The 19991-nt window shown below is 64.1% G+C and carries 20 protein-coding genes and 2 pseudogenes; 21 read left to right on the forward strand and 1 reads right to left on the reverse strand.

All coding sequences use genetic code 11. The features are described from left to right. Positions 1-27: 27 nt before the first annotated feature. From DCY11_RS12945 to DCY11_RS13040, 21 genes and pseudogenes are all read left to right on the forward strand, one after another. The gene (locus tag DCY11_RS12945) at positions 28-633 is read left to right on the forward strand and encodes a head-tail connector protein (protein WP_159080010.1); all 606 of its coding nucleotides are present in this window, start codon (positions 28-30) and stop codon (positions 631-633) included. Beyond that, entirely contained in the window at positions 630-953 is a 324-nt protein-coding gene (locus DCY11_RS12950) for a phage head closure protein (RefSeq protein WP_108683230.1), read from the forward strand. The genes DCY11_RS12945 and DCY11_RS12950 overlap by 4 nt, the downstream gene beginning before the upstream one ends. After that, entirely contained in the window at positions 950-1300 is a 351-nt protein-coding gene (locus DCY11_RS16210) for an HK97-gp10 family putative phage morphogenesis protein (RefSeq protein ID WP_159080011.1), read from the forward strand. Before DCY11_RS12950 ends, DCY11_RS16210 begins: the two co-directional genes overlap by 4 nt. 64 nt (positions 1301-1364) lie before the next feature. Beyond that, positions 1365-1787 carry a DUF3168 domain-containing protein gene (locus DCY11_RS12960; protein ID WP_108683843.1) on the forward strand — a complete coding sequence of 141 codons (423 nt, stop codon included), beginning with the start codon at positions 1365-1367 and terminating at the stop codon, positions 1785-1787. Positions 1788-1914: 127 nt separating this feature from the next. Then, positions 1915-2379 (forward strand): TerB family tellurite resistance protein, encoded by a 465-nt coding sequence (locus tag DCY11_RS12965; protein ID WP_108683231.1) that lies wholly within the window; start codon positions 1915-1917, stop codon positions 2377-2379. 99 nt (positions 2380-2478) lie between these two features. Next, positions 2479-2541: pseudogene (locus DCY11_RS16215) on the forward strand (phage major tail protein, TP901-1 family); the annotation flags it as partial. Positions 2542-2581: 40 nt separating this feature from the next. After that, positions 2582-2755 (forward strand): hypothetical protein, encoded by a 174-nt coding sequence (locus DCY11_RS15715; protein WP_174202123.1) that lies wholly within the window; start codon positions 2582-2584, stop codon positions 2753-2755. A gap of 34 nt (positions 2756-2789) precedes the next feature. After that, positions 2790-3092 carry a hypothetical protein gene (locus DCY11_RS12975; RefSeq protein ID WP_159080012.1) on the forward strand — a complete coding sequence of 101 codons (303 nt, stop codon included), beginning with the start codon at positions 2790-2792 and terminating at the stop codon, positions 3090-3092. A gap of 91 nt (positions 3093-3183) precedes the next feature. Next, entirely contained in the window at positions 3184-3435 is a 252-nt protein-coding gene (locus DCY11_RS12980) for a hypothetical protein (protein WP_108683233.1), read from the forward strand. Positions 3436-3525: 90 nt separating this feature from the next. Further along, positions 3526-3804 carry a PepSY domain-containing protein gene (locus tag DCY11_RS12985; protein ID WP_159080013.1) on the forward strand — a complete coding sequence of 93 codons (279 nt, stop codon included), beginning with the start codon at positions 3526-3528 and terminating at the stop codon, positions 3802-3804. 107 nt (positions 3805-3911) lie between these two features. Continuing rightward, the gene (locus DCY11_RS12990; protein WP_108683235.1) at positions 3912-4583 is read left to right on the forward strand and encodes a response regulator transcription factor; all 672 of its coding nucleotides are present in this window, start codon (positions 3912-3914) and stop codon (positions 4581-4583) included. A gap of 4 nt (positions 4584-4587) precedes the next feature. Next, on the forward strand, positions 4588-5952 hold the full coding sequence (locus tag DCY11_RS12995; protein WP_108683236.1) for an ATP-binding protein: 1365 nt from the start codon (positions 4588-4590) through the stop codon (positions 5950-5952). Between the two features lie 132 nt (positions 5953-6084). Beyond that, positions 6085-6456: a hypothetical protein gene (locus tag DCY11_RS13000; RefSeq protein ID WP_141702102.1), complete on the forward strand. Its 372-nt coding sequence runs from the start codon at positions 6085-6087 to the stop codon at positions 6454-6456. A gap of 119 nt (positions 6457-6575) precedes the next feature. Then, on the forward strand, positions 6576-7727 hold the full coding sequence (gene ccmI, locus DCY11_RS13005) for a c-type cytochrome biogenesis protein CcmI (RefSeq protein ID WP_159080014.1): 1152 nt from the start codon (positions 6576-6578) through the stop codon (positions 7725-7727). Continuing rightward, the gene (ccmE, locus tag DCY11_RS13010) at positions 7724-8206 is read left to right on the forward strand and encodes a cytochrome c maturation protein CcmE (protein ID WP_108683238.1); all 483 of its coding nucleotides are present in this window, start codon (positions 7724-7726) and stop codon (positions 8204-8206) included. Before ccmI ends, ccmE begins: the two co-directional genes overlap by 4 nt. Beyond that, complete coding sequence (locus tag DCY11_RS13015) at positions 8203-10191, forward strand: heme lyase CcmF/NrfE family subunit (RefSeq protein ID WP_108683239.1); 1989 nt, start codon at positions 8203-8205, stop codon at positions 10189-10191. Before ccmE ends, DCY11_RS13015 begins: the two co-directional genes overlap by 4 nt. Positions 10192-10193: 2 nt before the next feature. Continuing rightward, positions 10194-10691 (forward strand): cytochrome c-type biogenesis protein, encoded by a 498-nt coding sequence (locus DCY11_RS13020; protein WP_108683240.1) that lies wholly within the window; start codon positions 10194-10196, stop codon positions 10689-10691. 168 nt (positions 10692-10859) lie between these two features. After that, positions 10860-12425 (forward strand): Do family serine endopeptidase, encoded by a 1566-nt coding sequence (locus DCY11_RS13025; protein ID WP_108683241.1) that lies wholly within the window; start codon positions 10860-10862, stop codon positions 12423-12425. Between the two features lie 114 nt (positions 12426-12539). Then, positions 12540-13219, forward strand: a pseudogene (locus DCY11_RS13030) (response regulator transcription factor). Then, a complete protein-coding gene (locus tag DCY11_RS13035) occupies positions 13203-14660 on the forward strand; it encodes a HAMP domain-containing sensor histidine kinase (RefSeq protein ID WP_108683242.1) in 1458 nt (485 codons plus the stop codon). Before DCY11_RS13030 ends, DCY11_RS13035 begins: the two are co-directional and overlap by 17 nt. Further along, a complete protein-coding gene (locus DCY11_RS13040; protein WP_108683243.1) occupies positions 14657-17563 on the forward strand; it encodes a bifunctional [glutamine synthetase] adenylyltransferase/[glutamine synthetase]-adenylyl-L-tyrosine phosphorylase in 2907 nt (968 codons plus the stop codon). The genes DCY11_RS13035 and DCY11_RS13040 overlap by 4 nt, the downstream gene beginning before the upstream one ends. Positions 17564-17570: 7 nt before the next feature. Here the strand turns inward: DCY11_RS13040 and DCY11_RS13045 are convergent, their stop codons facing one another. After that, a complete protein-coding gene (locus DCY11_RS13045; RefSeq protein ID WP_159080016.1) occupies positions 17571-19754 on the reverse strand; it encodes a PAS domain-containing sensor histidine kinase in 2184 nt (727 codons plus the stop codon). Positions 19755-19991: the final 237 nt, after the last annotated feature.

A 19991-nucleotide genomic window follows, 5' to 3' on the forward strand; every position in this document is an offset into this window, starting at 1 on the left:
TCTGTGCCCTATCGCCTAGCGGCCTGCTTGAGGGCTGGATTCTTCGAAGGACATCTCATGGTGCATGTGTTGACGGCGGTGCCCGCCGCCGAGCCCATCAGCCTGGCCGAGGCCAAGGCGCATCTGCGCGTCGATACGGACGACGAGGACACGCTAATCTCCTCGCTCATCGTCGCGGCGCGGATGCTCGTCGAGCGCTCGCTGGGTCTCGCGCTGATCACGCAAGAGTGGTCGCACTTCCTGGATGCGGTGCCGCAGCGTGGTTGCGTGGCCCTGCCACTCGGGCCGGTGCAGTCGGTGGGCGCGGTGAGGCTGCATGACGGCGACGGCGGCACGTCCACGGTCGATGCGGGAAGTTACGATATCGACGTACTGTCCGATCCTGCCCGCGTCGTGCTGACCGCATTGGTGCCGTCGGCGGGTTTGCGGCCCTTCAACGGGTTCGAGATCGCGTTCGTTGCCGGCTTCGGCGATGCGGCCGCGGATGTCCCGCAGCCGATCCGCCAGGCGCTTCTCCTGCTGGTGGCCCATTGGTTTGAGCGGCGCGAGCCGGTGGAGCTCGGCTCCGGTCCGCAGGGCGTCCCGGCCATCGCGGCGGGGCTGTTGCAACCCTATCGCCGGGTGCGGTTGTGACGGCCGCGGGTGATCTGCGCCACCGTTTGACGCTGCAGGAGGTGCAGCGTGTCAGCGACGGGGCAGGCGGCGCGACGACGAGTTGGGCCGACGTGGCCCATGTGTGGGCGCAAGCGACGCCGGTCGGCGGGTCCGAGGGGGTCGAAGCCGGGCGGCTCGCGGGCAAGCGCGCCTACGAGGTCATGCTGCGCTACCGGGACGGCGTCCGTCCGGCCATGCGCTTTGTCTTCGGCACACGTGTTTTCGAGATCCTGACCGCTGTAGACGTCGGCGAGCGCCGCTGCTGGCTGCGCTGTCTGTGCGAGGAGCGCGACCTGTGATCGCGGCGAGTGTCAAAGGCCTCGAAGCCCTGCGCCGGCGCTTGGCGGCGAGGGGGCTCGAGCGAGAGGTTCGCAAGACCCTGGCCGGCCAGGCGGAGGCTATTCGAGCCGAGGCGGCGCGAGGCGCCCCCGGCAGTCTCGGCGGAACCCTCGAGACGCTCGACGAGAGCGCCGGCGACCGGCCGCTCTTCGCCATCGGGACGCGGCACAGGGCCGCGCGGTTCCTGGAATTCGGGACGCGGAAAATGCGCGCAAGGCCTTTTCTTTGGCCGGTTTTCCGCGCGCGTTTACCCCGCGTTAAGCAAGAACTCACAAATACTCTACGGGCGCGTTGGGCCAAGCACTGAGGCATTCCATTGCATTCGGCGCCGGCGTCCCTAAATGCCCGTCAACGTTTTGGTGGAGGACAGCATGGCAGCCGCGAGTTGGGCTCTCCAACGCAGCATTTATCAGACCCTTTCCAGCGCGACCGCTCTGACGGACCGGCTCGGCGGAGACCGGATTTACAGCAAGGCGCCGCAGGGTCAGGCGCTGCCCTACATCACGCTCGGTCAGACGGTGACCCTGGACTGGAGCACCGGCACCGAACCCGGCACCGAGCACGATCTGACACTCCATGTCTGGACCCGCGCGGACAGCGCCGAAGAGGTCCAAGAGATCATGGAGGCGGTGAGGGCGCTCCTGCACGATCAGCCGCTCAGCCTCGACGATCACTATCTGGTCAATCTGCGCCACGAGTTCGCCGAGGCGCGGATCGATCCGGACGGCGAGACCATGCACGGCATCGTGCGCTACCGCGCCGTGACGGAGCCGCAGCAGCAGGCCGCCGCGTAGACTTCACAATCACATGAATTCCGAAATGGCCGGGCTTGTCCCGGCCATTGTTGTTTATTAGGGGTGTGCGGGAACGGAATGCGCCCCCGGAGGGGGCCGGAAAAGGATCTGGCCGGAAGGGATTTGTATGTCGCTTTGGACCAAGCTGGTGAATTTCGTCGAAGGGGTCGACGAGGAGACGCAACTCAAGGATCTCCACGAGGAGGAGCTGCGCATCGCCTCGGCCGCGCTGCTGATCAACGCCGGCAGTATCGACGGCAAGTTCGACAGCAACGAGAAGCAGAAGGTGAAGGCGCTGCTCCAGCGGCGCTTCGACCTCAAGCCCGACGAGCTGAAGCAACTGTTCCAAGAGGCGAGTGCGGAAGAGCGCGACGCGGTGGATCTCTATCGTTTCACCAAGGTGCTGTGCCGCGAGCTCGATCAAGATGGCCGCAAGCGCATCGTCGAGATGCTGTGGGAAGTGGTCATGGCCGACGGTGTCGTGGACGAGTTCGAATCCAATCTCGTCTGGCGCGTCGCCGAGCTGATCGGCGTCTCCACCCGTGACCGCGTGGTCCTGCGCAAGATGGTCGAGGCGCGCATAGCGGGCTGATAGGGCGAGCTAGCGCGGAGCACCACCAACTGCACGAAGCTTTTCAAGAGCGGTCCTTCGGGGCCGCTCTTTTTGTTTGTCTCAACACGAGGAACGACCATGACGGCGCAGAAGGGCAAGGACCTCTTATTGAAAGTGGACTCGGACGGCGGCGGCACGTTCGTCACCGTGGGCGGCTTGCGGGCGCGATCGCTCGCCTTCAATGCCGCTGGTCTTCCCCACGGCCGTCTACTCGGTCACGGTGTCCGCCCGCGTGGCGGACCGTCTCGCGGTGCCCGTCTCGGTGACGAATGCGGGCTTCACGATTGAGACGACCATCGCGAGTACCGGCGCGGCGTCCGGGCTCGGCGGTTACTGGATGGCGATGGGAAGTTAGCGCCGGTCCTCGCATGGATCGGCGGAGAGGTACGGTGACGGAGATGACCCCAGCAGACAGCAGCTCTCATTGGACGCTGGACCGGCGCGTTCCCGTGGCGCTCATCCTGTCCATCGTGCTCCAGTCCGCCGGGCTGTTCATGTGGGTCGGCGCGCTGACGAGCCGCGTCTCCGAGCTGGAGACGAAGGCTGTCCGGTCCATCGATGCCGGCGATCGGGTCATCAGTCTCGAAGCCGAGATGCGCGAGGTGCGCCGCATCCTCCAGCGCATCGAAGCCAAGTTGGATCAGCGCCCCTCCAAGTCCGCTCTTCGTCCCGCTCCATCGCGGCCCTTCTGATCGCCGTTTCCGTATCGGCTCTGGTCCGCGCGTTCGCGCACCCCTGTTTCAACAGATCCAAACGCCACCCACTGACAAAAGGAGACCACACATGACCACTTTCGCTTGGCTGCTGATGGGCGGTTTCGCCAAAGGCTACCGCACGCAGATTCTGGGGATCACGGCTGCTCTCTCGGCCGTAGGGCTCTGGGCCGTCGGAGATCTGACCTTGGCCCAGCTTCTCAGCGAGATTCCGGTGATTCTGGGCGGCTTGGGGCTTGCGGCGCTCGGTGCCAAGGTGGACGATGCTACCGCGAAGAGCGCGCCGCACCCGGACGATCGCGAAACCCGCGGGCCGGCCTAGGCAGCGTTCAGGCGCCGTTCATGGGCACTGCCATAGGGTGGCGTCCATGATGAGAACTGTGGGGCTGACATGACCTGTCATGGGTTCAAAATGGTCGCGGCCATTGGCATTGCCGCGTTCGCCAGCGTGGCGGCAGTGGCGCCGGCCTATGCGGGATGCATGCCGTTGGGCTCGGCCGGCGGGCTGATTTCGAAGAACGGGCTGATCCCGGGAAAAGCTGCGGTGAACAAGGCCCAGGCCAAGGGCGGCGGCAAAGTGATCAAGATTGTGCTTTGCCAGAACGGAAACAGTTTTGTCTATCGGGCCACCGTCCTCAGCAACAAGGGTGACGTCAAGAACGTCACGGTGAATGCCAAGACGGGGCAGTAGCGCTTTCGTCCGAATGGCAGGGATGCAGCCGTTCCAAGAATCGCCACGACTCGGATGCACACGTTACTGACATTGCTGCAACGAAGACGCCAAGGGAGGGCAGTTCTTTGAGGCTACTCGTCGTCGAGGACGATCCAGATCTGAACCGGCAGCTTGCCACCGCGCTTGGCGAGGCAGGCTACGCGGTCGATACCGCTTTCGATGGCGAGGAAGGTCATTTCCTCGGTGACACGGAGCCTTACGACGCCGTCGTCCTGGACATTGGCCTGCCGAAGAAGGACGGGCTTTCCGTGCTCGAAGAATGGCGGCGCGACGACCGCAAGATGCCGGTGCTCATCCTGACCGCCCGCGAACGCTGGAGCGACAAGGTCGCAGGCATGGATGCGGGCGCCGACGACTATGTCGCCAAACCCTTCCACATGGAGGAGGTGCTGGCGCGCTTGCGGGCTCTCCTGCGCCGCTCGGCGGGACATGCCAGCAACGATCTCACCTGCGGACCGCTCGTTCTCGATACGAAAGCGGCACGCGTCACGGTCGATGGGCAAGCCATCAAACTCACCTCGCACGAATATCGCGTGCTGCACTATCTGATGATGCAGCGCGACCGGGTCGTGTCCCGAACCGAACTGGTCGAGCATCTGTATGAGCAGGACTTCGACCGGGATTCGAACACCGTCGAAGTGTTCATCGGACGCTTGCGCAAGAAGCTGCCCGTGGATCTGATCAAGACCGTGCGCGGCCTCGGCTATCGTCTCACGGACAATCCCGACGGGGCCTAGCCCGATGGGGCCGAAATCACTCGCCTTCCGACTGTTCGTCTCCGCCGCGGCATGGGTGCTCGTGGTGATTCCGATCGCCGCGATATTGCTGACGTCGCTCTACCGCCAGAGCATCGAACGCAATTTCGACGCGCGGCTCAACGTCTACATGACGAGCCTGATCGCGGCGAGCACGGCCGAAGGCGGCGATACGCCGGAATCGCCCGAGAGTCTCGGCGCCCCGATTTTCGATATTCCATTCTCCGGTTGGTACTGGCAGATCAAGGCTTTGGACGGTGGACAAGAACGTCCGCTGTTCGTGTCCGGCTCGCTCCTCGATCAAGAGCTGGACCTCCCGAGCAAGGACGACGTCCCTGCGGACGAGACGTTGACCCGGCGCAGCTATGTGACCGGTCCGGACGACGAGAACCTGCGCATCGAGGAGCGGGAGATCAGGCCGGGCCACGACGGTGACACGGCCTATTCCTACGCCGTCGGCGGTAATGCGGCGGAGATCGACGACGATCTCGCCCAATTCACGACGATGCTGGTGCTGGCGTTGGTCATTCTCGGCGTGGGCCTCACCGTCGCGACCTTCTTCCAGGTCCGGTTCGGGCTTCTGCCCTTACGCGCGATCCGCCACGACCTGGCGGCCATCCGCTCGGGCGACGCGGAGAAGCTGGAGGGGGAACTTCCCGACGAGATCCAGCCCCTGCAGACCGAACTCAACGCCCTCATTCAGTCCAATCGCGACGTGGTGGAGCGGGCCAGAACCCATGTGGGCAACCTGGCTCATGCGTTGAAGACGCCGCTCAGCGTCATCAGCAACGAAGCCCGCGCCCATGACGGGGCGCTCTCCGGCAAGGTCATCGAGCAGGCCGAACTCATGCGGACCCAGATCACGCACCATCTCGACCGGGCGCGGGTGGCCGCCCGTTCCGGGGTCGTCGGCGGTGTGACCGAGGTCGAGCCGACGCTGATGGCTTTGAAACGAGCGCTGGACCGCATCTATGGGGAGAAGGGGATTTCCCTGACCGTCTCCATCGATCCCGGCCTCAAATTCCAAGGCGAAAAGCAGGATTTCGAGGAAATGACCGGCAATCTGATCGACAATGCCTGCAAATGGGCCAAGCGCTCGGTGACCGTCACGGCAAGGCGTTTGAGCGAGGACACACTTTCCGTCATGGTCGACGACGACGGGCCCGGTCTCACGCGGGCCGAGCGCGAGAAGGCCGTACAACGGGGTCAGCGCCTCGATGAGAGCAAGCCGGGGTCGGGTCTTGGCCTGTCCATCGTCGCGGATTTGGCCCATCTCTACAAAGGGCACTTCACGCTGGAGGATGCGCGCGACGGCGGGCTCAGCGCGAGGCTAACTCTTCCAGCGGCTTAAGTTTTTTGTCCGACAGACGGGCAACCTAATTTGGCCCGATTTTCTATTCTTAACACTCCGATGAGAGGTTACACTTATGTATCAGCCTCTCGCAGGGGGACGGTCAGGTCCTTCTGAGCTGGGGAAGGACCGATGAGATCCATTCTTGCAATTGCCTTGTTGCCGCTTGGGCTTGCTGCCTGCGGAACCGGAGGAAATCTTGGCACCGACGCTCTTTGGGGCTCGATGACGGGTAATTCCGGTCCGGGGCTCGATCAGCAGGACCAGCAGCTCGCCGCGGAAGCGCAGCAAAAGGCTTTGGAATTCGGTCAAGCCGGTCAAGCGACGTCGTGGAGCAACCCGGCCAACCAGCACAACGGGCAGATCGTGCCCGGTACGCCCTACAAGAAGGGCAGTTCCTTCTGCCGGCCGTTCACCCACACCATGTTCATCAACGGTGCGCCTCAGACCACCAACGGGACGGCCTGCCGGCAGCCCGACGGGCGCTGGAACCAGGTGGGCTAGGCCTGCCGGCGAAACATTGCCGCGATTTCATCTTTCTGCAGCGCCTTCGCCTTGCTCTGGCAAGCACCCTTGTCCTATGCCTAGCGACCGTTTGAATTCTGAAGGTTAGGGACCTGTTCGTGCTGCTTTGGGTCATCCTGGCGGCTCTCACCGCCGTCGTCTTGTCCTTCTTGCTGTACCCGCTTGTCGGCGGACGCGAGGACGTGGACGAGCGCGACGCGTTCGATGCCGCGGTCTATCGGGATCAGCTCGATGAGATCGAGGCGGATCGCGCGCGCGGGCTGATCGGCGAGGCGGAGGCCGAGGCCGCGCGGCTGGAAGTCGCCCGCCGGTTGCTCGCGGCCGACGAAAAAGCTGCGGATGCCGCCGAAGCGCAATCGCGCAATGCCTTGCCGCGCGCAGCCCTTATCGTAGTCGCCGCCTGCCTGCCGCTGGCGGTGCTGGGCGCCTATCTCTTCTACGGTTCACCGCGCCTGCCGGACCAGCCTTTGACCGCGCGGCTCACCGATCCCGCCAAGGAAAAAGACGTCGGTGTTCTCGTCGCCCGCGTCGAAGCGCGTCTGCGTGCGCATCCGGAGGAGGGCGCGGGGTGGGATGCGATCGCGCCGATCTATCTCGGCGGCCAGCGCTATGCGGATGCCGCCGAGGCCTATCGTCAGGCCATCCGCATCTTGGGACCGTCGGCGAAACGTCTTTCGGGTCTTGGACAAGCGCTTGTCCTCGAGCAGAAGGGGCTCGTCACCGAGCCCGCGCGCCTTGCCCTCGATGAGGCGGTGAAGCGCGACGCAACCCTGGTCGAGCCGCGCATTCTCCTCGCGATCGCAAAGGAGCAGGACGGCAATTTCGAAGGCGCGCTTGCGGATTGGCAGGGCCTGCTGGAGGTCAGAAAAGACGATGCGCGCTGGACGTCCATGATCGAGGACCGGATCGCGCGCGCGCAAGCCCGACTGTCCGGTGAGGCGCCTGTCGCCGAGGCCAAGCCTGTACCACAGCCGGGACCGTCGGCGGCCGATATCGCCGCCGCGCAGAGCATGAGCCCCGACGAGCGCCAAGCCATGGTCGATCAGATGGTCACGCGGCTCGCGGCGCGGCTCGAGGAGAACGGAGACGATTTGCCCGGCTGGCTCCGTCTGGTGCGGGCGTATACGGTCCTCGGGAGAAGCGATGATGCGAAGGAAGCCTTGGCCCGGGCCAAGAAACAGTTCGCGGGCAATGAGCAAGCGATCGAGAAACTCGACACGCTCGCAGCGGATCTAGGATTGACGTCATGACGCGGAAACAGCGCAGAGGTGTTTTGATCGGAACGTGCCTTGTGGTCCTGGGTGTGGCCGTGGGGCTCGTGCTGTACGCCATGCGGGACTCGATCGTTTTCTTCTACAGCCCGAGTGACATCACGAAGATGGAGATCGGACCGGGCCAGCGCATCCGGCTCGGCGGACTCGTGGAAACCGGGAGCGTGAAACGGGACCAGGGCACGACGGTCCATTTCTCCGTGACGGACGGCGCCAAGGTCATGCCCGTGACCTATACCGGCGTGCTGCCGGACCTGTTTCGCGAAGGCCAGGGTGTCGTGACCGAAGGCTGGGTTCAGCCGGATGGAACCTTCAAGGCCGACAACGTGCTCGCCAAGCATGACGAGAACTACATGCCGCCCGAGGTCGCCGCGAAGCTGAAAGAACAAGGTGTCTGGCGGGAGGGCGATGCCGGCGCTGCCAATGGGACCGGCAGTGGGAAGGTGACGACGCAATGATCGCGGAGACAGGACATTACGCTCTCATTCTCGCGCTCGGCGTCGCCATCGTTCAGATGGTATTGCCGGTCATCGGCACGCGTTTGAATGATCCACGCCTAGCCGCGGTTTCCGTCCCCGCAGCGCAGATCCAGTTTCTGCTCGTCTGCATCGCCTTCGCGGCCCTGACGACCGCGTATGTCACGTCCGACTTTTCGGTCCTGAACGTGTGGCAGAATTCGCATTCGGCCAAGCCGATGCTCTACAAGATCTCGGGCGTGTGGGGGAACCACGAAGGCTCGATGGTCCTGTGGGTCCTGATCCTGGCCCTGTTCGGTGCCGCGGTCGCCACCTTCGGCTCGAATCTTCCCCGCCGGTTGCAGGCGAACGTGCTTGCGGTGCAGGGCTCGATCGCCGTGGCCTTCCTGCTCTTCATCGTCACGACGTCGAATCCATTCCTGCGGGTCGATCCCGCGCCGTTCGACGGCAACGGATTGAACCCTGTCCTGCAGGATCCCGCGCTCGCCTTCCATCCGCCGTTCCTCTACGCGGGCTATGTCGGGTTCTCGATGGCGTTCTCGTTTGCGGTCGCCGCGCTCATCGACGGGCGTATCGATGCGGCCTGGGCGCGCTGGGTGCGGCCGTGGACCCTCGCAGCCTGGATGTGCCTGACGCTCGGGATCGCGATGGGTTCGTGGTGGGCGTATTACGAACTGGGCTGGGGCGGGTTCTGGTTCTGGGACCCGGTCGAGAATGCGTCCTTCATGCCTTGGCTTGCCGGCACCGCGCTGTTGCACTCCGCGCTGGTAATGGAAAAGCGTGACGCGCTGAAGGTCTGGACGGTCCTGTTGGCCATCATCACCTTCTCCTTGAGCCTCATGGGCACGTTCCTGGTGCGGTCGGGCGTGCTGACATCCGTCCACGCCTTCGCGGTGGACCCCGCGCGCGGCGTTTTCATCCTCGGCATCATGGCGATCTTCATCGGCGGGTCGTTCGCGCTGTTCGCCTGGCGCGCGCCGCTTCTGTCGCAAGGCGGATTGTTCGCGCCGATCAGCCGCGAAGGCGCGCTAGTCCTCAACAACCTTCTGCTGACCGTGGCCTGCGCGGCCGTGTTCGTCGGCACGCTCTATCCGCTCGCCTTGGAATCGGTCACCGGCGAGAAGATTTCCGTCGGCGCGCCGTTCTTCAACTTGACCTTCGTGCCGCTGATCGTGCCGCTCCTCATCGCCGTGCCGTTCGGGCCGCTGCTTGCCTGGAAACGCGGGGACCTGCTGGCCGCCGCGCAACGGCTCATGGTCGCGGCCATCGTCAGCGTTGCCGCGATCATCATCGTGCTTGCCATGCACCAAAGCGGGCCGTGGCTCGCGCCGCTTGGGATCGGCCTTGGGTTGTGGCTCATCGTCGGCGCCGCGACTGAAATCGCCACGCGCTCGAAGCTCTTCGAAGCGCGCTGGTCCGAAAGCTGGCGGCGCATGCGCAACCTGCCGCGCGCTGCCTATGGCACGGCGCTCGCTCATGCGGGGCTGGGCGTGATGGTGCTCGGGCTCGTCGCGACGACGGCGTGGCGCAGCGAGCGCATCGAGGCACTGGCGCCCGGTGACACCGTGGAGATCGCCGGCTATTCGCTCGCCTTCGAGGGCGTCAAGGAACGGCAGGGGCCGAACTATTCGGAACTCGTCGGCGTGTTTCAGGTGACGCGGGGCGGGGAGCCCGTCACGACGCTGATCCCCTCCAAGCGGGCCTACGCGGTCGAGAAGAGCGCGACGACGGAAGCCGGTATCCACAATAGCTGGCGTGGCGATCTCTATCTGGTGCTCGGTGATCCGCTGAAGGACGGCGCGTTCAGCGTGCGCGTCTATTTCAATCCGATGGTTCGGCTGATCTGGCTCGGCTCCTTGTTGATGTTCTTCGGCGGTGGCGTCTCGCTGTCTGACCGCCGCTTGCGTGTCGGGGCTCCGAAACGGGCCAAGGCGAAGACAGGGCCGGCCGTGGCGGCGGGCGAGTGACGATGCGTTTCCGGGCCTCTTTGCTTGCCGCGTTCTTCGCCCTTTTCGCACTGGGCGTGCCGAGCCTCCACGCGGTGCAGCCAGACGAGGTTCTCGACGATCCGGCACTGGAAGCGCGGGCGCGGGCGCTGTCGGCAGGCTTGCGCTGCCTCGTCTGCCAGAATCAGTCGATCGACGATTCCGATGCGCCCTTGGCCAAGGATCTTCGCGTGCTGGTGCGCGAACGGCTCAAGGCGGGAGACAGCGATGACGAGATCATCGCCTTCGTGGTGTCGCGTTACGGTGAGTTCGTGCTGCTGAAACCCCGCTTCACGCCTCACACCTGGCTGTTGTGGCTCGCGACGCCGTTTGTGCTGCTCCTCGCCATCGTCGGGATCCTCTACGGCTACATCCGCCGGGCCACGACGTCGGCCGCGCCGCCGGACCTGACCAAGAGCGAGCAGGAGCAGTTGGACCGGCTCCTGGATGCGGACGCACCGAAAGCGGCCGATAAGCCGTAACCGCCTTGGTTTTCAAGGCCTGCCGGCGGGCCTGCACCTTACGGAAATTTAATGCCGTCGAAACCGCGGCGTAATTGGCGGCTCCCTATATTCCGACTCTCACATGATCGCTTCGGCCTGTCCGAGCATCGCCCGAACACTTTTGCCGTCCCAGGAGAGGGGAAACGAATGACACCTGATACGAACCCAGCAGCGAACGAGAGCAAGCGGCCGCGGAAACTCGCTCGGAGGCCTGTGCTCCTCGCCGCAACCGCGCTGGTCGCCGCAGGGGCGATCGGCCTTTCGTTCAACCCGAGTGTGCCGCTGGCGGTTGCAGAGACCGCTCAGACGCAGCAGACGATCGAGACGCCCTATGGCCGGGCGCCGCTCTCCTTTGCCGATCTCGTGCAGAAGGTGAAGCCCGCCGTTGTCAGCATCAACGTGAAGGGCGAGATCACCACCGCGGATAACGACGATTCCCCCATTCCCGGCCTTCCGGACGTGCCGGAAGACAATCCTTTGCACGACTTCTTCAATCAGTTCCGCAAGGGCATGCCGAAGCCGCCGTCCAAGCATAGCCCGAGCCTTGCTCAGGGTTCCGGCTTCTTCATTTCCGAGGACGGTTTCATCGTCACCAACAATCACGTTGTCGAGGATGCCGACGACATCACCGTCACGATGGAAGACGGCGAAAAGTTCGAAGCGAAGCTGATCGGAACCGATCCGCGCACGGACCTTGCACTCGTCAAGGTGACGGAGGATACGGACAAGAAGTTCCCTTACGTCAATCTGTCCGAGAAGGATCCGCGCGTTGGCGATTGGGTGCTTGCGGTCGGCAATCCGTTTGGCCTTGGCGGCACTGTGACGGCCGGCATTATCTCGGCGCACAACCGCGACATCGGTTCGGGGCCGTATGATTACCTCCAGATCGATGCCGCCGTGAACCGCGGCAATTCCGGAGGCCCGAGCTTCGACCTCGATGGCAATGTGATCGGTGTGAACACGGCGATCTTCTCGCCGTCCGGCGGCAATGTTGGTATTGCGTTTGCCGTTCCGGCCGCTCTCGTGAAGCAGGTGGTCCAAGATCTGCAGGACGACGGCAGCGTCGATCGCGGCTGGCTCGGTGTCGTTATTCAGAACGTGAACGACGACATTGCGGACTCGGTCGGACTGACTGAGCCGAAGGGCGCCATGATCACCAAGGTGACCGAAGACGGTCCTGCGTCCAAGGAGGACATCAAGGCCGGCGACGTCATCATCGAAGTGAATGGCAGCGAGGTGAAGGACTCGCGCGACCTCGCCCGCAAGATCGCTGATCTCGAACCCGACTCCAGCGTGAAACTCGCGATCGTCCGTTACGGCGACAAGCGTGAAGTCGACATGACGCTTGGCTCGTTCCCGAGCGCCAAGAAGCTGGCCTCGCTCCAGAAGGAAGAGCCCGCCGATCAGAGCGAGCAGATGGAGAAGCTCGGCCTATCGCTCGCACCGGCAGCCACCATTCCGGGTGCGGGCAAGGAGGGTGTCGTGATTACGGAGGTCGACTCCGACAGCGATGCCGCCGACAAGGGCTTGAAGCCGGGCGACATCATTCTTCAGGTCGCAGGCGTGGACGTCTCGACGCCGGGCGATGTCGCGAAAGGCCTCGCCAAGGCGACCGAGTCCGCCAAAGGAGACAAGGACAAGGTCAAGGTCCTGATGCAGGTCAAGACCGGCGACCAGTCCCGCTTTGTCGCGCTTACCCAGAAGAAGGGATAACGTCTCCTTCTTCTGTCGGAGGGCGGTGCGGTTTTCCCCCCAAACTGCGCCGCCCGCCTTTTTTTGAGTATTCTCTCTTAAGTCTTTCCGCGGCGAACAACGAGCTGAGGCGATATGCGGGTCCTGGTTATCGAGGACGACCAAGAAACGGCGGCCTTTCTCAAGCGGGCGCTCAAAGAGTCGGGACATATGGCCGAGCATGCCGCCGATGGCGAGGCCGGCCTCGAGTTCGCCAAAGCCAATGCCTATGACGTGCTCATCGTCGACCGCATGCTGCCGAAACTGGACGGCCTCGATGTCATCAGGGCGCTGCGGACGGACGAAATCCATACGCCGGCGCTGATCCTGTCGGCGCTGGGGAGGTCGACGACCGGGTCAAAGGATTGCGGGCCGGCGGCGACGATTATCTCACCAAGCCCTATGCCTTCAGCGAGCTCCTGGCCCGCATTGAGGTGCTGGCACGGCGCACCTCTCCCGAAGAGGGGGCGACGCGGCTTTCGGTCGGCGATCTGGTGTTGGACCGTCTGTCCCACAAGGTGACGCGCGCGGGCGAGGCCATCTTGCTGCAGCCGCGGGAGTTTCGCCTGCTCGAATATTTGATGAAGCACGCGGGGCAGGTGGTCACACGCACCATGCTGCTCGAGAACGTGTGGGACTATCATTTCGACCCACAGACCAATGTCATTGACGTCCACATTTCGAGGCTCCGGTCGAAGATCGATAAGAACTTCGAACAGCCGCTCCTTCATACGGTTCGCGGCGCCGGTTACACGATCCGTGACAGCGCTCACTAAACTCTTCCGCACGACGACATTCCGCCTGTCGCTGACTTATTTCGCGCTGTTCAGTGCGGCCGCCATCATCGCCATCGTCTACCTCTACTGGAACACGACGGTTCTGCTGTCGCGTCAGCTCAACCAGACGATCGATGCGGAGCTCAAGGGACTTGCGGAGCAGTACCGGGCAGGCGGGCGCGATCAGCTTGTCAGGATCGTCGCGCAGCGCAGCCGCACGCCGGGCAATAGCCTCTACCTCGTCGCCGACCGGAACGAAAAGCAGCTCGCCGGCAATCTCAGTGCCGTCTCGCCGCAGCTTTGGGACAGCGTCGGCCCTGTCGAGTTTTTCTATAGCCGGCCCGCGCCCGGCGGTATGGAGCAACGGCTGGCCTTCGCGAATGTGTTCCGGCTCCCGGGCGGCGATCGCCTGATCGTCGGCCGTGACATCGAGGACCGCCGGGAGCTGTCGCGGCTGATCCGCTCGACGATGTTGTGGGGTCTCGGCGTCATGGCGCTGGTGGGCATCGGCGGTGGCTACTGGGTCAGCCGGCGATTGCTTGCGCGTGTCGACAATCTCTCGGCCACCACCCGTACGATCATGGCGGGCGATCTCTCTAGGCGGCTCCCCGTGAGTGGATCGGGCGACGAGCTGGATCGCTTGGCGCAAAGTCTCAACTCGATGCTCGGACGGATCGAGCAGCTCATGGCCGGCATGCGCGAAGTCTCGGACAACATCGCGCACGATCTGAAGACGCCTCTCAACCGGCTGCGCAACCGCGTGGAGGAAGCGCTGCGCGAGCCGCCCGACGAGACAACTTATCGCGCGGCCCTGGAACGAACGATCGAAGAAGCCGACGGCCTCATGAAGACGTTCAACGCGCTGCTCTCCATCGCGCGGCTCGAAGCGGGCGCGGGTGGTGACGATCGCGACAGCCTCGATCTGTCGGCGGTCGTGGGCGACGCGGCCGAGCTCTACGAGCCCGTGGCGGAGGAACGGGGCATCGCCCTCAAGGTGGATTTGGCGGACAACGTTCCCGTGCGCGGAAACCGGCAGCTTCTGGGGCAGGCCATCGCCAATCTCATCGACAATGCGCTGAAATACGGTCTGGTCCCTCCATCCCAAGCCAATGGTCACGCTTCGGAAGTTGTCGTCCGCACGTCGGCCCATGACGGGCTCGCGGAGATCGCCGTGTGCGACCGCGGGCCGGGCGTTCCGGAGTCCGAACGGGAACGCGTGTTGAGTCGTTTCGTGCGCCTCGAGGCCAGCCGTTCGGAACCGGGCAGCGGTCTTGGATTGAGCCTTGTCGCGGCGGTGGCAAGACTGCATGGTGGGACCCTGAGGCTCGAGGACAACGAACCCGGCCTCCGCGTTATTCTCAGCCTTCCGCTGGAGAACGGCGCGCAGGGAGCGAAGACGGCTGATAGACCGTCGCCAGGAGGAGAACTGAGGCCGACGTGACGGCGTTCGCCGAGCGGATTTGCGAAAGCCCGGAAGTCTTCGATGCCAAGCGCGGCGCCGACGTTCTTGCGTCGGTGCGGAAAGCCTTGGCCGAAGACCCAAGTGCTGCGCGCGCGGTCGAGTTTCTGGACTCGCCGCAGGTGGCTGCGTTTCTCACGGCCGTCTTCTCCGGTTCGCCTTTTCTTGCAGCGCTGTCGGAACGCAACCCGGACCTCCTTGCGGCGTGTCTGACGGAGGACCCCGACGTTCATCTGTCCCGGGCCGGCGCGGACCTCGAGGCCGGCATGGCGGAGGCCGCGTCCGAAGGCGAAGCCTTGGCCCTGCTGCGCGGCTTCAAGAAGCGGAGCGCATTGCTGACGGCGCTCGCCGATCTCGGTGGTGTTTGGACGACGGCCGAGACCCTGACCGGCTTGAGCGATGCGGCCGACATTTCAGTCCGGACCGCCGTCCGCTATCTGTTCCGCAAGGCGCATGAGGCCGGCAAGCTGACATCGGCAGACACGGACGGCTATTTCCTGATCGCCATGGGCAAGCTCGGCGCCATGGAGTTGAACTATTCCTCCGACGTCGACTTCATCGTGTTCTACGATCCCGAGCGGGCGCATCTGGCCGAGACAACAGAACCGTCGGCTTTCTTCGTGAAGCTGACGCGCGACGTGGTGCGGCTGCTGCAGGAACAGACCAAGGACGGCTATGTGTACCGGACGGACTTGCGGCTCCGTCCCGATCCAGGTGCGACGCAGATCGCGCTCTCGATCGACGCAGGGCTGACCTACTACGAGAGCTTCGGTCAGAATTGGGAGCGGGCGGCGCTGATCAAGGCGCGCATTGCTGCCGGAGACGAGACGCTCGGGCAGGACTTTCTCGAGCAGCTTTCGCCGTTCATTTGGCGGAAATATCTGGACTTCGCCGCCGTGGCCGACATCCACGCCATGAAGCGCCGGGTGCATGCCTTCAAAGGGCACGGGGCCATTGCGGTAAGCGGCCACGACATCAAGCTGGGGCGGGGCGGAATCAGGGACATCGAGTTCTTTACCCAGACACAGCAGCTGATCGCGGGCGGACGCCATCCGGAACTGCGGACGCGCGGGACACTGCAGACGCTTGCCCGGCTTGCCGAAGGTGCATGGATCGATCCCGGGGCTGCACAGGAACTCTCCGAGGCCTATCTTTTCCTGCGCCGGGTCGAAAACCGAATTCAGATGGTGGGCGATCAGCAGACGCATATCATTCCCGCCGATCCGCAAGAACTCGAGAGGCTCGCGAGGCTGTGCGGTTTCGCCGACACGGACGCCTTTGGCGATGCGCTGATCGCGCGGTTCACGTGTGTCGAAAAGCATTACGGCGCCTTGTTCGAGAAGCTTCCCCAGCCGCCATCCTCGGTTTCCGGACTTCTCGTCGGGGACGAGGCCGAACCGGAATCCGTCTCCGCGCTCCAGGAGCTTGGTTTCGAGAATCCGGGCGCGGCCATCGAAGCGATCAAGGCCTGGCAGGCCGGCCGCTATCCGGCCACGCGCAGCGCCAAGGCGCGCGAGCGTCTCACCGACTTCCTCCCCAACCTTCTCGAAGCCTTCAGCCGCACTGCTCAGCCCGATCTCGCCCTGTCGACCTTCGACAAGGTGATGGCCAACATGCCGGCGGGGTTGCAGCTCTTTTCGCTTCTCGCCGCCAATCCCAGCCTGTTGCGTCTCGTCGCCGACATCATGGGGACGGCGCCTCGCCTCGCAAAGATCCTCGCGCGCCGTCCTCTGCTCTTGGACGCGGTGCTCGACCCCGGGTTCTTCGGCGATGTGCCCACCACGGCGCAGCTCAAGGACGTCGTGGGCAGCACGTTGGCGCTTGCGACAGACTACGAGGACGCGCTCGACCGCGCGCGGATCGTGGGCCGTGAGCAGAGCTTCCTCATCGGCGTTCGGGTGATATCCGGCACGATCTCGGCGGAACTCGCGGGCGAGGCCTATGCTGTGCTTGCGGACACGCTGATCCAGGCGTTGTCGGACCGCGTCGGCGAAGAACTTGTCGCGCAGCACGGCCTTCTGCCGGACGGCATGATCGCGGTGCTGGCAATGGGTAAGCTCGGGGGCCAGGAGATGACCGCCGCGTCCGATCTCGACCTCATCACCGTCTACGACTATGCGGGCGACGATGCGAAGTCCGATGGCGCCCGAAGCCTTCCCGGTCCTCAATACTACACGCGGTTCACGCAGCGGCTGATCTCGGCGCTATCGGCGCAGACGGCGGAGGGGGCTCTCTACGAAGTCGACATGCGTTTGCGCCCGTCCGGCAGCCAAGGTCCAGTCTCCACCAAGCTCTCGGGCTTCATCGACTATCAAGAGCACTCCGCGTGGGTCTGGGAGCATTTGGCGCTGACCCGTGCCCGGGTGGTGTCGGGCCCCGATTCAATGCGCGAGACGATCGAGACGACGATCCGCGAGGTGTTGACCAGACCGCGCGACCGCGCGGCTGTTGCTGGCGAAGTCCACGAGATGCGCCGGAAGATTGCCGCAGAGAAGGGGACGACGGACATCTGGAATCTGAAACAGGTCCGGGGCGGCATCGTGGATCTGGAGTTCATCACGCAGTTCCTCCAGCTCGTCAGCGCGGCCGAACGGCCCGACGTGCTGGATCAGAACACCGAGGGAGCCTTGTCCAAGCTTGCGGCCGCGGGGATTCTGGAGCCTGCGGACGCGGAACTTCTCATTCCGGCGGCGCGGCTCTATCAATCGCTCACGCAGATCCTGCGGCTCTGTCTCGACGAGACCTTCACCGCCCACGACGCGCCGCAAGCTTTGCGGGATCTGTTGGCGCGGTCTGCCGACATGCCGGATTTCTCGATGTTGGAAGCGACGCTGAAGGATACGCTGGCGCGTGTGCAAGGCGCGTTCAACCGGCTCGTGTCGTGAGGTCAGCTCAGGCGCTCTGCGCCAGCGGTTCCTCAACATCGGCCGGACGTGGTGTGCGGATCGGCAAAGAACATGTCACCGTCGTGCCGTAGCCTTCGCGACTCTTGATCTCGAGCGTGCCCCCATGGAGCTCCACCAACGCGCGGGAGATGGCAAGGCCTAGGCCGCTGCCTTGATGGCTCTTGGAGAACTGGTTCTCGACCTGCTCGAAGGGCGTGCCGAGTTTCGTGATGTGGGCTTCGGCGATGCCGATCCCCGTATCCTTGATGGCGATCCTCAGCTGGCCGTTACTGCGCGTCAGCTTGACGTCGACGCGGCCGCCGTCGCGCGAAAACTTCACGGCGTTGGACAGCAGATTGAGGAAGACCTGTTTCAGGTAGCGGCGGTCGGCCTGGATGGGGAAGCGCTCCGGCCCGTGACGTTCGAGCGCGATGTCGCGTTCGGCCGCGGCCTGGCTCACGACCTTCATGCTGTCTTCGACGATCTCGGCGACATCCACACTGCCGAGGTCGAGGGTCATGCGCCCCGCCTCGATCTTCGACATGTCGAGAATGTCGTTGATGACCTCGAGAAGGTAGGCGCCGCTTGAATAGATGTCGCGCGCATACTCCCCATACTTCTCGTGTCCGAGCGGACCGAACAGCGATTGCTGCATGACTTCCGAGAATCCGATGATCGCGTTCAGCGGAGTCCGCAATTCGTGGCTGATATTGGCGAGGAATTCGGATTTGGCCCGGTTCGCTGCTTCCGCGCGGTTCTTCTCCAATGCGTATTTTTCAGCCAAGTCGACGAGCTGCTGCTTCTGATGCTCAAGTTCGCGCCGCGATAGGCGCAGTTCGGCGACGGAGGCGCGAAGCTGTTGCTCGCTCTCCGCATTCTTGGTTTGGCTCTGCTTGAGGTCGGTGATGTCCGTACCGACGCTCACATAGCCGCCATCGCGGGTGCGGCGCTCATTGATGCGCAGCCAGCGGCCGTCTTCCAGCTGAGCTTCGTAGGTGCGGGACTGGCGGTCGTTTCTGCCCGCCACGGCATAGCGTTTGGAGACGATGGGCTCGGAGGCCGAGGCGATGACCTCGTCGTAGGAACTGCCCGGCTGCACGATGTCGTCGGCAAGTCCGTGGAACTGCTGGTATTTGGTGTTGCACATCACCAGCTTGTTGTGATTGTCCCACAGCACAAAGGCTTCGGAGATGGTCTCGACGGCGTCGCGCAGGCGCGCGTTCGCATCGGCAGCGCCCGGGACGGCGTTCGGATCGGCAAGCACCGCCATGCCCGTGAGGTAGGGCTCGCCAGTTGCTGTATCGCGGGTGATGTGGCCGCGCAGGCGGATCGTTGCCCAGTGGCCGTCGGCATGGCGGAGCCGGAAGCACTGGTCGAACAGGTCGATGCCCTCGCGCATGAGACGGTCGAGTTCGGCGCGCAGGTCATCCTCTCGATGCAGCCGTTCGGCGAGCATCCCGTAGGAGACAATCTCGGACGAAGGCTCCAGGCCTAAGAGGGCATACATTGGCGGGGACCATTGCACGTGGCCGCGCGCCAGATTCCAGCGCCAGACACCGCAGCCGGGGAGGGCTTGGGTCAGTTCGCGCGTGAGCGAGTCCGAGTCCCGTGTTTTCCCAAACGGGGTCAGATACCAGAACGCACCCGCGAACAGTGCGAGAACCAGTCCGCCACAAACGAGCAGGACTATTTCGATCACGGCACTGCTGCGCCATCCGGCAAGCGCGCTGGCGACGGGCTGAATGAGGGTCAGTTGCGCATCGGTCCGCGGCACGTTGCGCACGGTCACCAGAGCATCGGTGCCGTCGTTCAGCGTGACGCGCATGACGCCGGCGTCGGCGCCCATGATGGTCAGGGGCTGTCCGGGGCCGAGAACGGTCAGCAGATTTCCTTGGTAGTCGCTGCCGATGGGCACACGGGCCTGGATGCTGCCTTCGGCATCGGACAGCAGCACGACGCGGCCCTCGCGCGTGGCGCTGAGGGGCATGCTGCGCGCCAACTCTCCTTGCCAGTCCGCGCTGGAGGCCAAGACGTCGGCGCTAAGCTTCAGAGAAGCGACATCGGCGTTCAGGGCCAGCTGCCGCCGGGCCGAGGTCAGGTCCGACTCTTTTCCGGCGCTGATTTGATAATAGAAGCCGAGGGCGGCGACGATCACGAAACCGACGAGGAAAACCGGGACAAGCTGCCTCAACCTCTCCGGCGATGGGAGGTATTGGTCAACGAGCGAGCGGATGTCCTGCCATCGTGGCCCCGCGATGGAATAGATTCCCGCACCTCGCGCAGGACGAGCCCGCGCCATTCGGTCCCCCTCTTCTCCTAGTCACCGTCCCGGAGAAGTTGCCGCATCTCCGAATCGCTTCAGTCCATGGAATCGTTGACTGAAGCTTCTGTCTAGTAAAAACCTGTGGAAATTACGTTAACAAGTCGT

Origin of the sequence: Methyloceanibacter sp. wino2, from assembly GCF_003071365.1 — a bacterium.
GTDB lineage: Bacteria > Pseudomonadota > Alphaproteobacteria > Rhizobiales > Methyloligellaceae > Methyloceanibacter.

Coding starts and splice junctions, on each gene's coding strand:
- DCY11_RS12980 (WP_108683233.1), top strand. CDS start 3,184: ATGACCACTTTCGCTTGGCTGCTGATGGGCGGTTTCGCCAAAGGCTAC.
- DCY11_RS13015 (WP_108683239.1), top strand. CDS start 8,203: ATGATCGCGGAGACAGGACATTACGCTCTCATTCTCGCGCTCGGCGTC.
- DCY11_RS12965 (WP_108683231.1), top strand. CDS start 1,915: ATGTCGCTTTGGACCAAGCTGGTGAATTTCGTCGAAGGGGTCGACGAG.
- ccmE (WP_108683238.1), top strand. CDS start 7,724: ATGACGCGGAAACAGCGCAGAGGTGTTTTGATCGGAACGTGCCTTGTG.
- DCY11_RS13000 (WP_141702102.1), top strand. CDS start 6,085: ATGAGATCCATTCTTGCAATTGCCTTGTTGCCGCTTGGGCTTGCTGCC.
- DCY11_RS13025 (WP_108683241.1), top strand. CDS start 10,860: ATGACACCTGATACGAACCCAGCAGCGAACGAGAGCAAGCGGCCGCGG.
- DCY11_RS15715 (WP_174202123.1), top strand. CDS start 2,582: ATGCCGCTGGTCTTCCCCACGGCCGTCTACTCGGTCACGGTGTCCGCC.
- DCY11_RS13020 (WP_108683240.1), top strand. CDS start 10,194: ATGCGTTTCCGGGCCTCTTTGCTTGCCGCGTTCTTCGCCCTTTTCGCA.
- DCY11_RS12960 (WP_108683843.1), top strand. CDS start 1,365: ATGGCAGCCGCGAGTTGGGCTCTCCAACGCAGCATTTATCAGACCCTT.
- DCY11_RS12995 (WP_108683236.1), top strand. CDS start 4,588: ATGGGGCCGAAATCACTCGCCTTCCGACTGTTCGTCTCCGCCGCGGCA.
- DCY11_RS12985 (WP_159080013.1), top strand. CDS start 3,526: ATGGTCGCGGCCATTGGCATTGCCGCGTTCGCCAGCGTGGCGGCAGTG.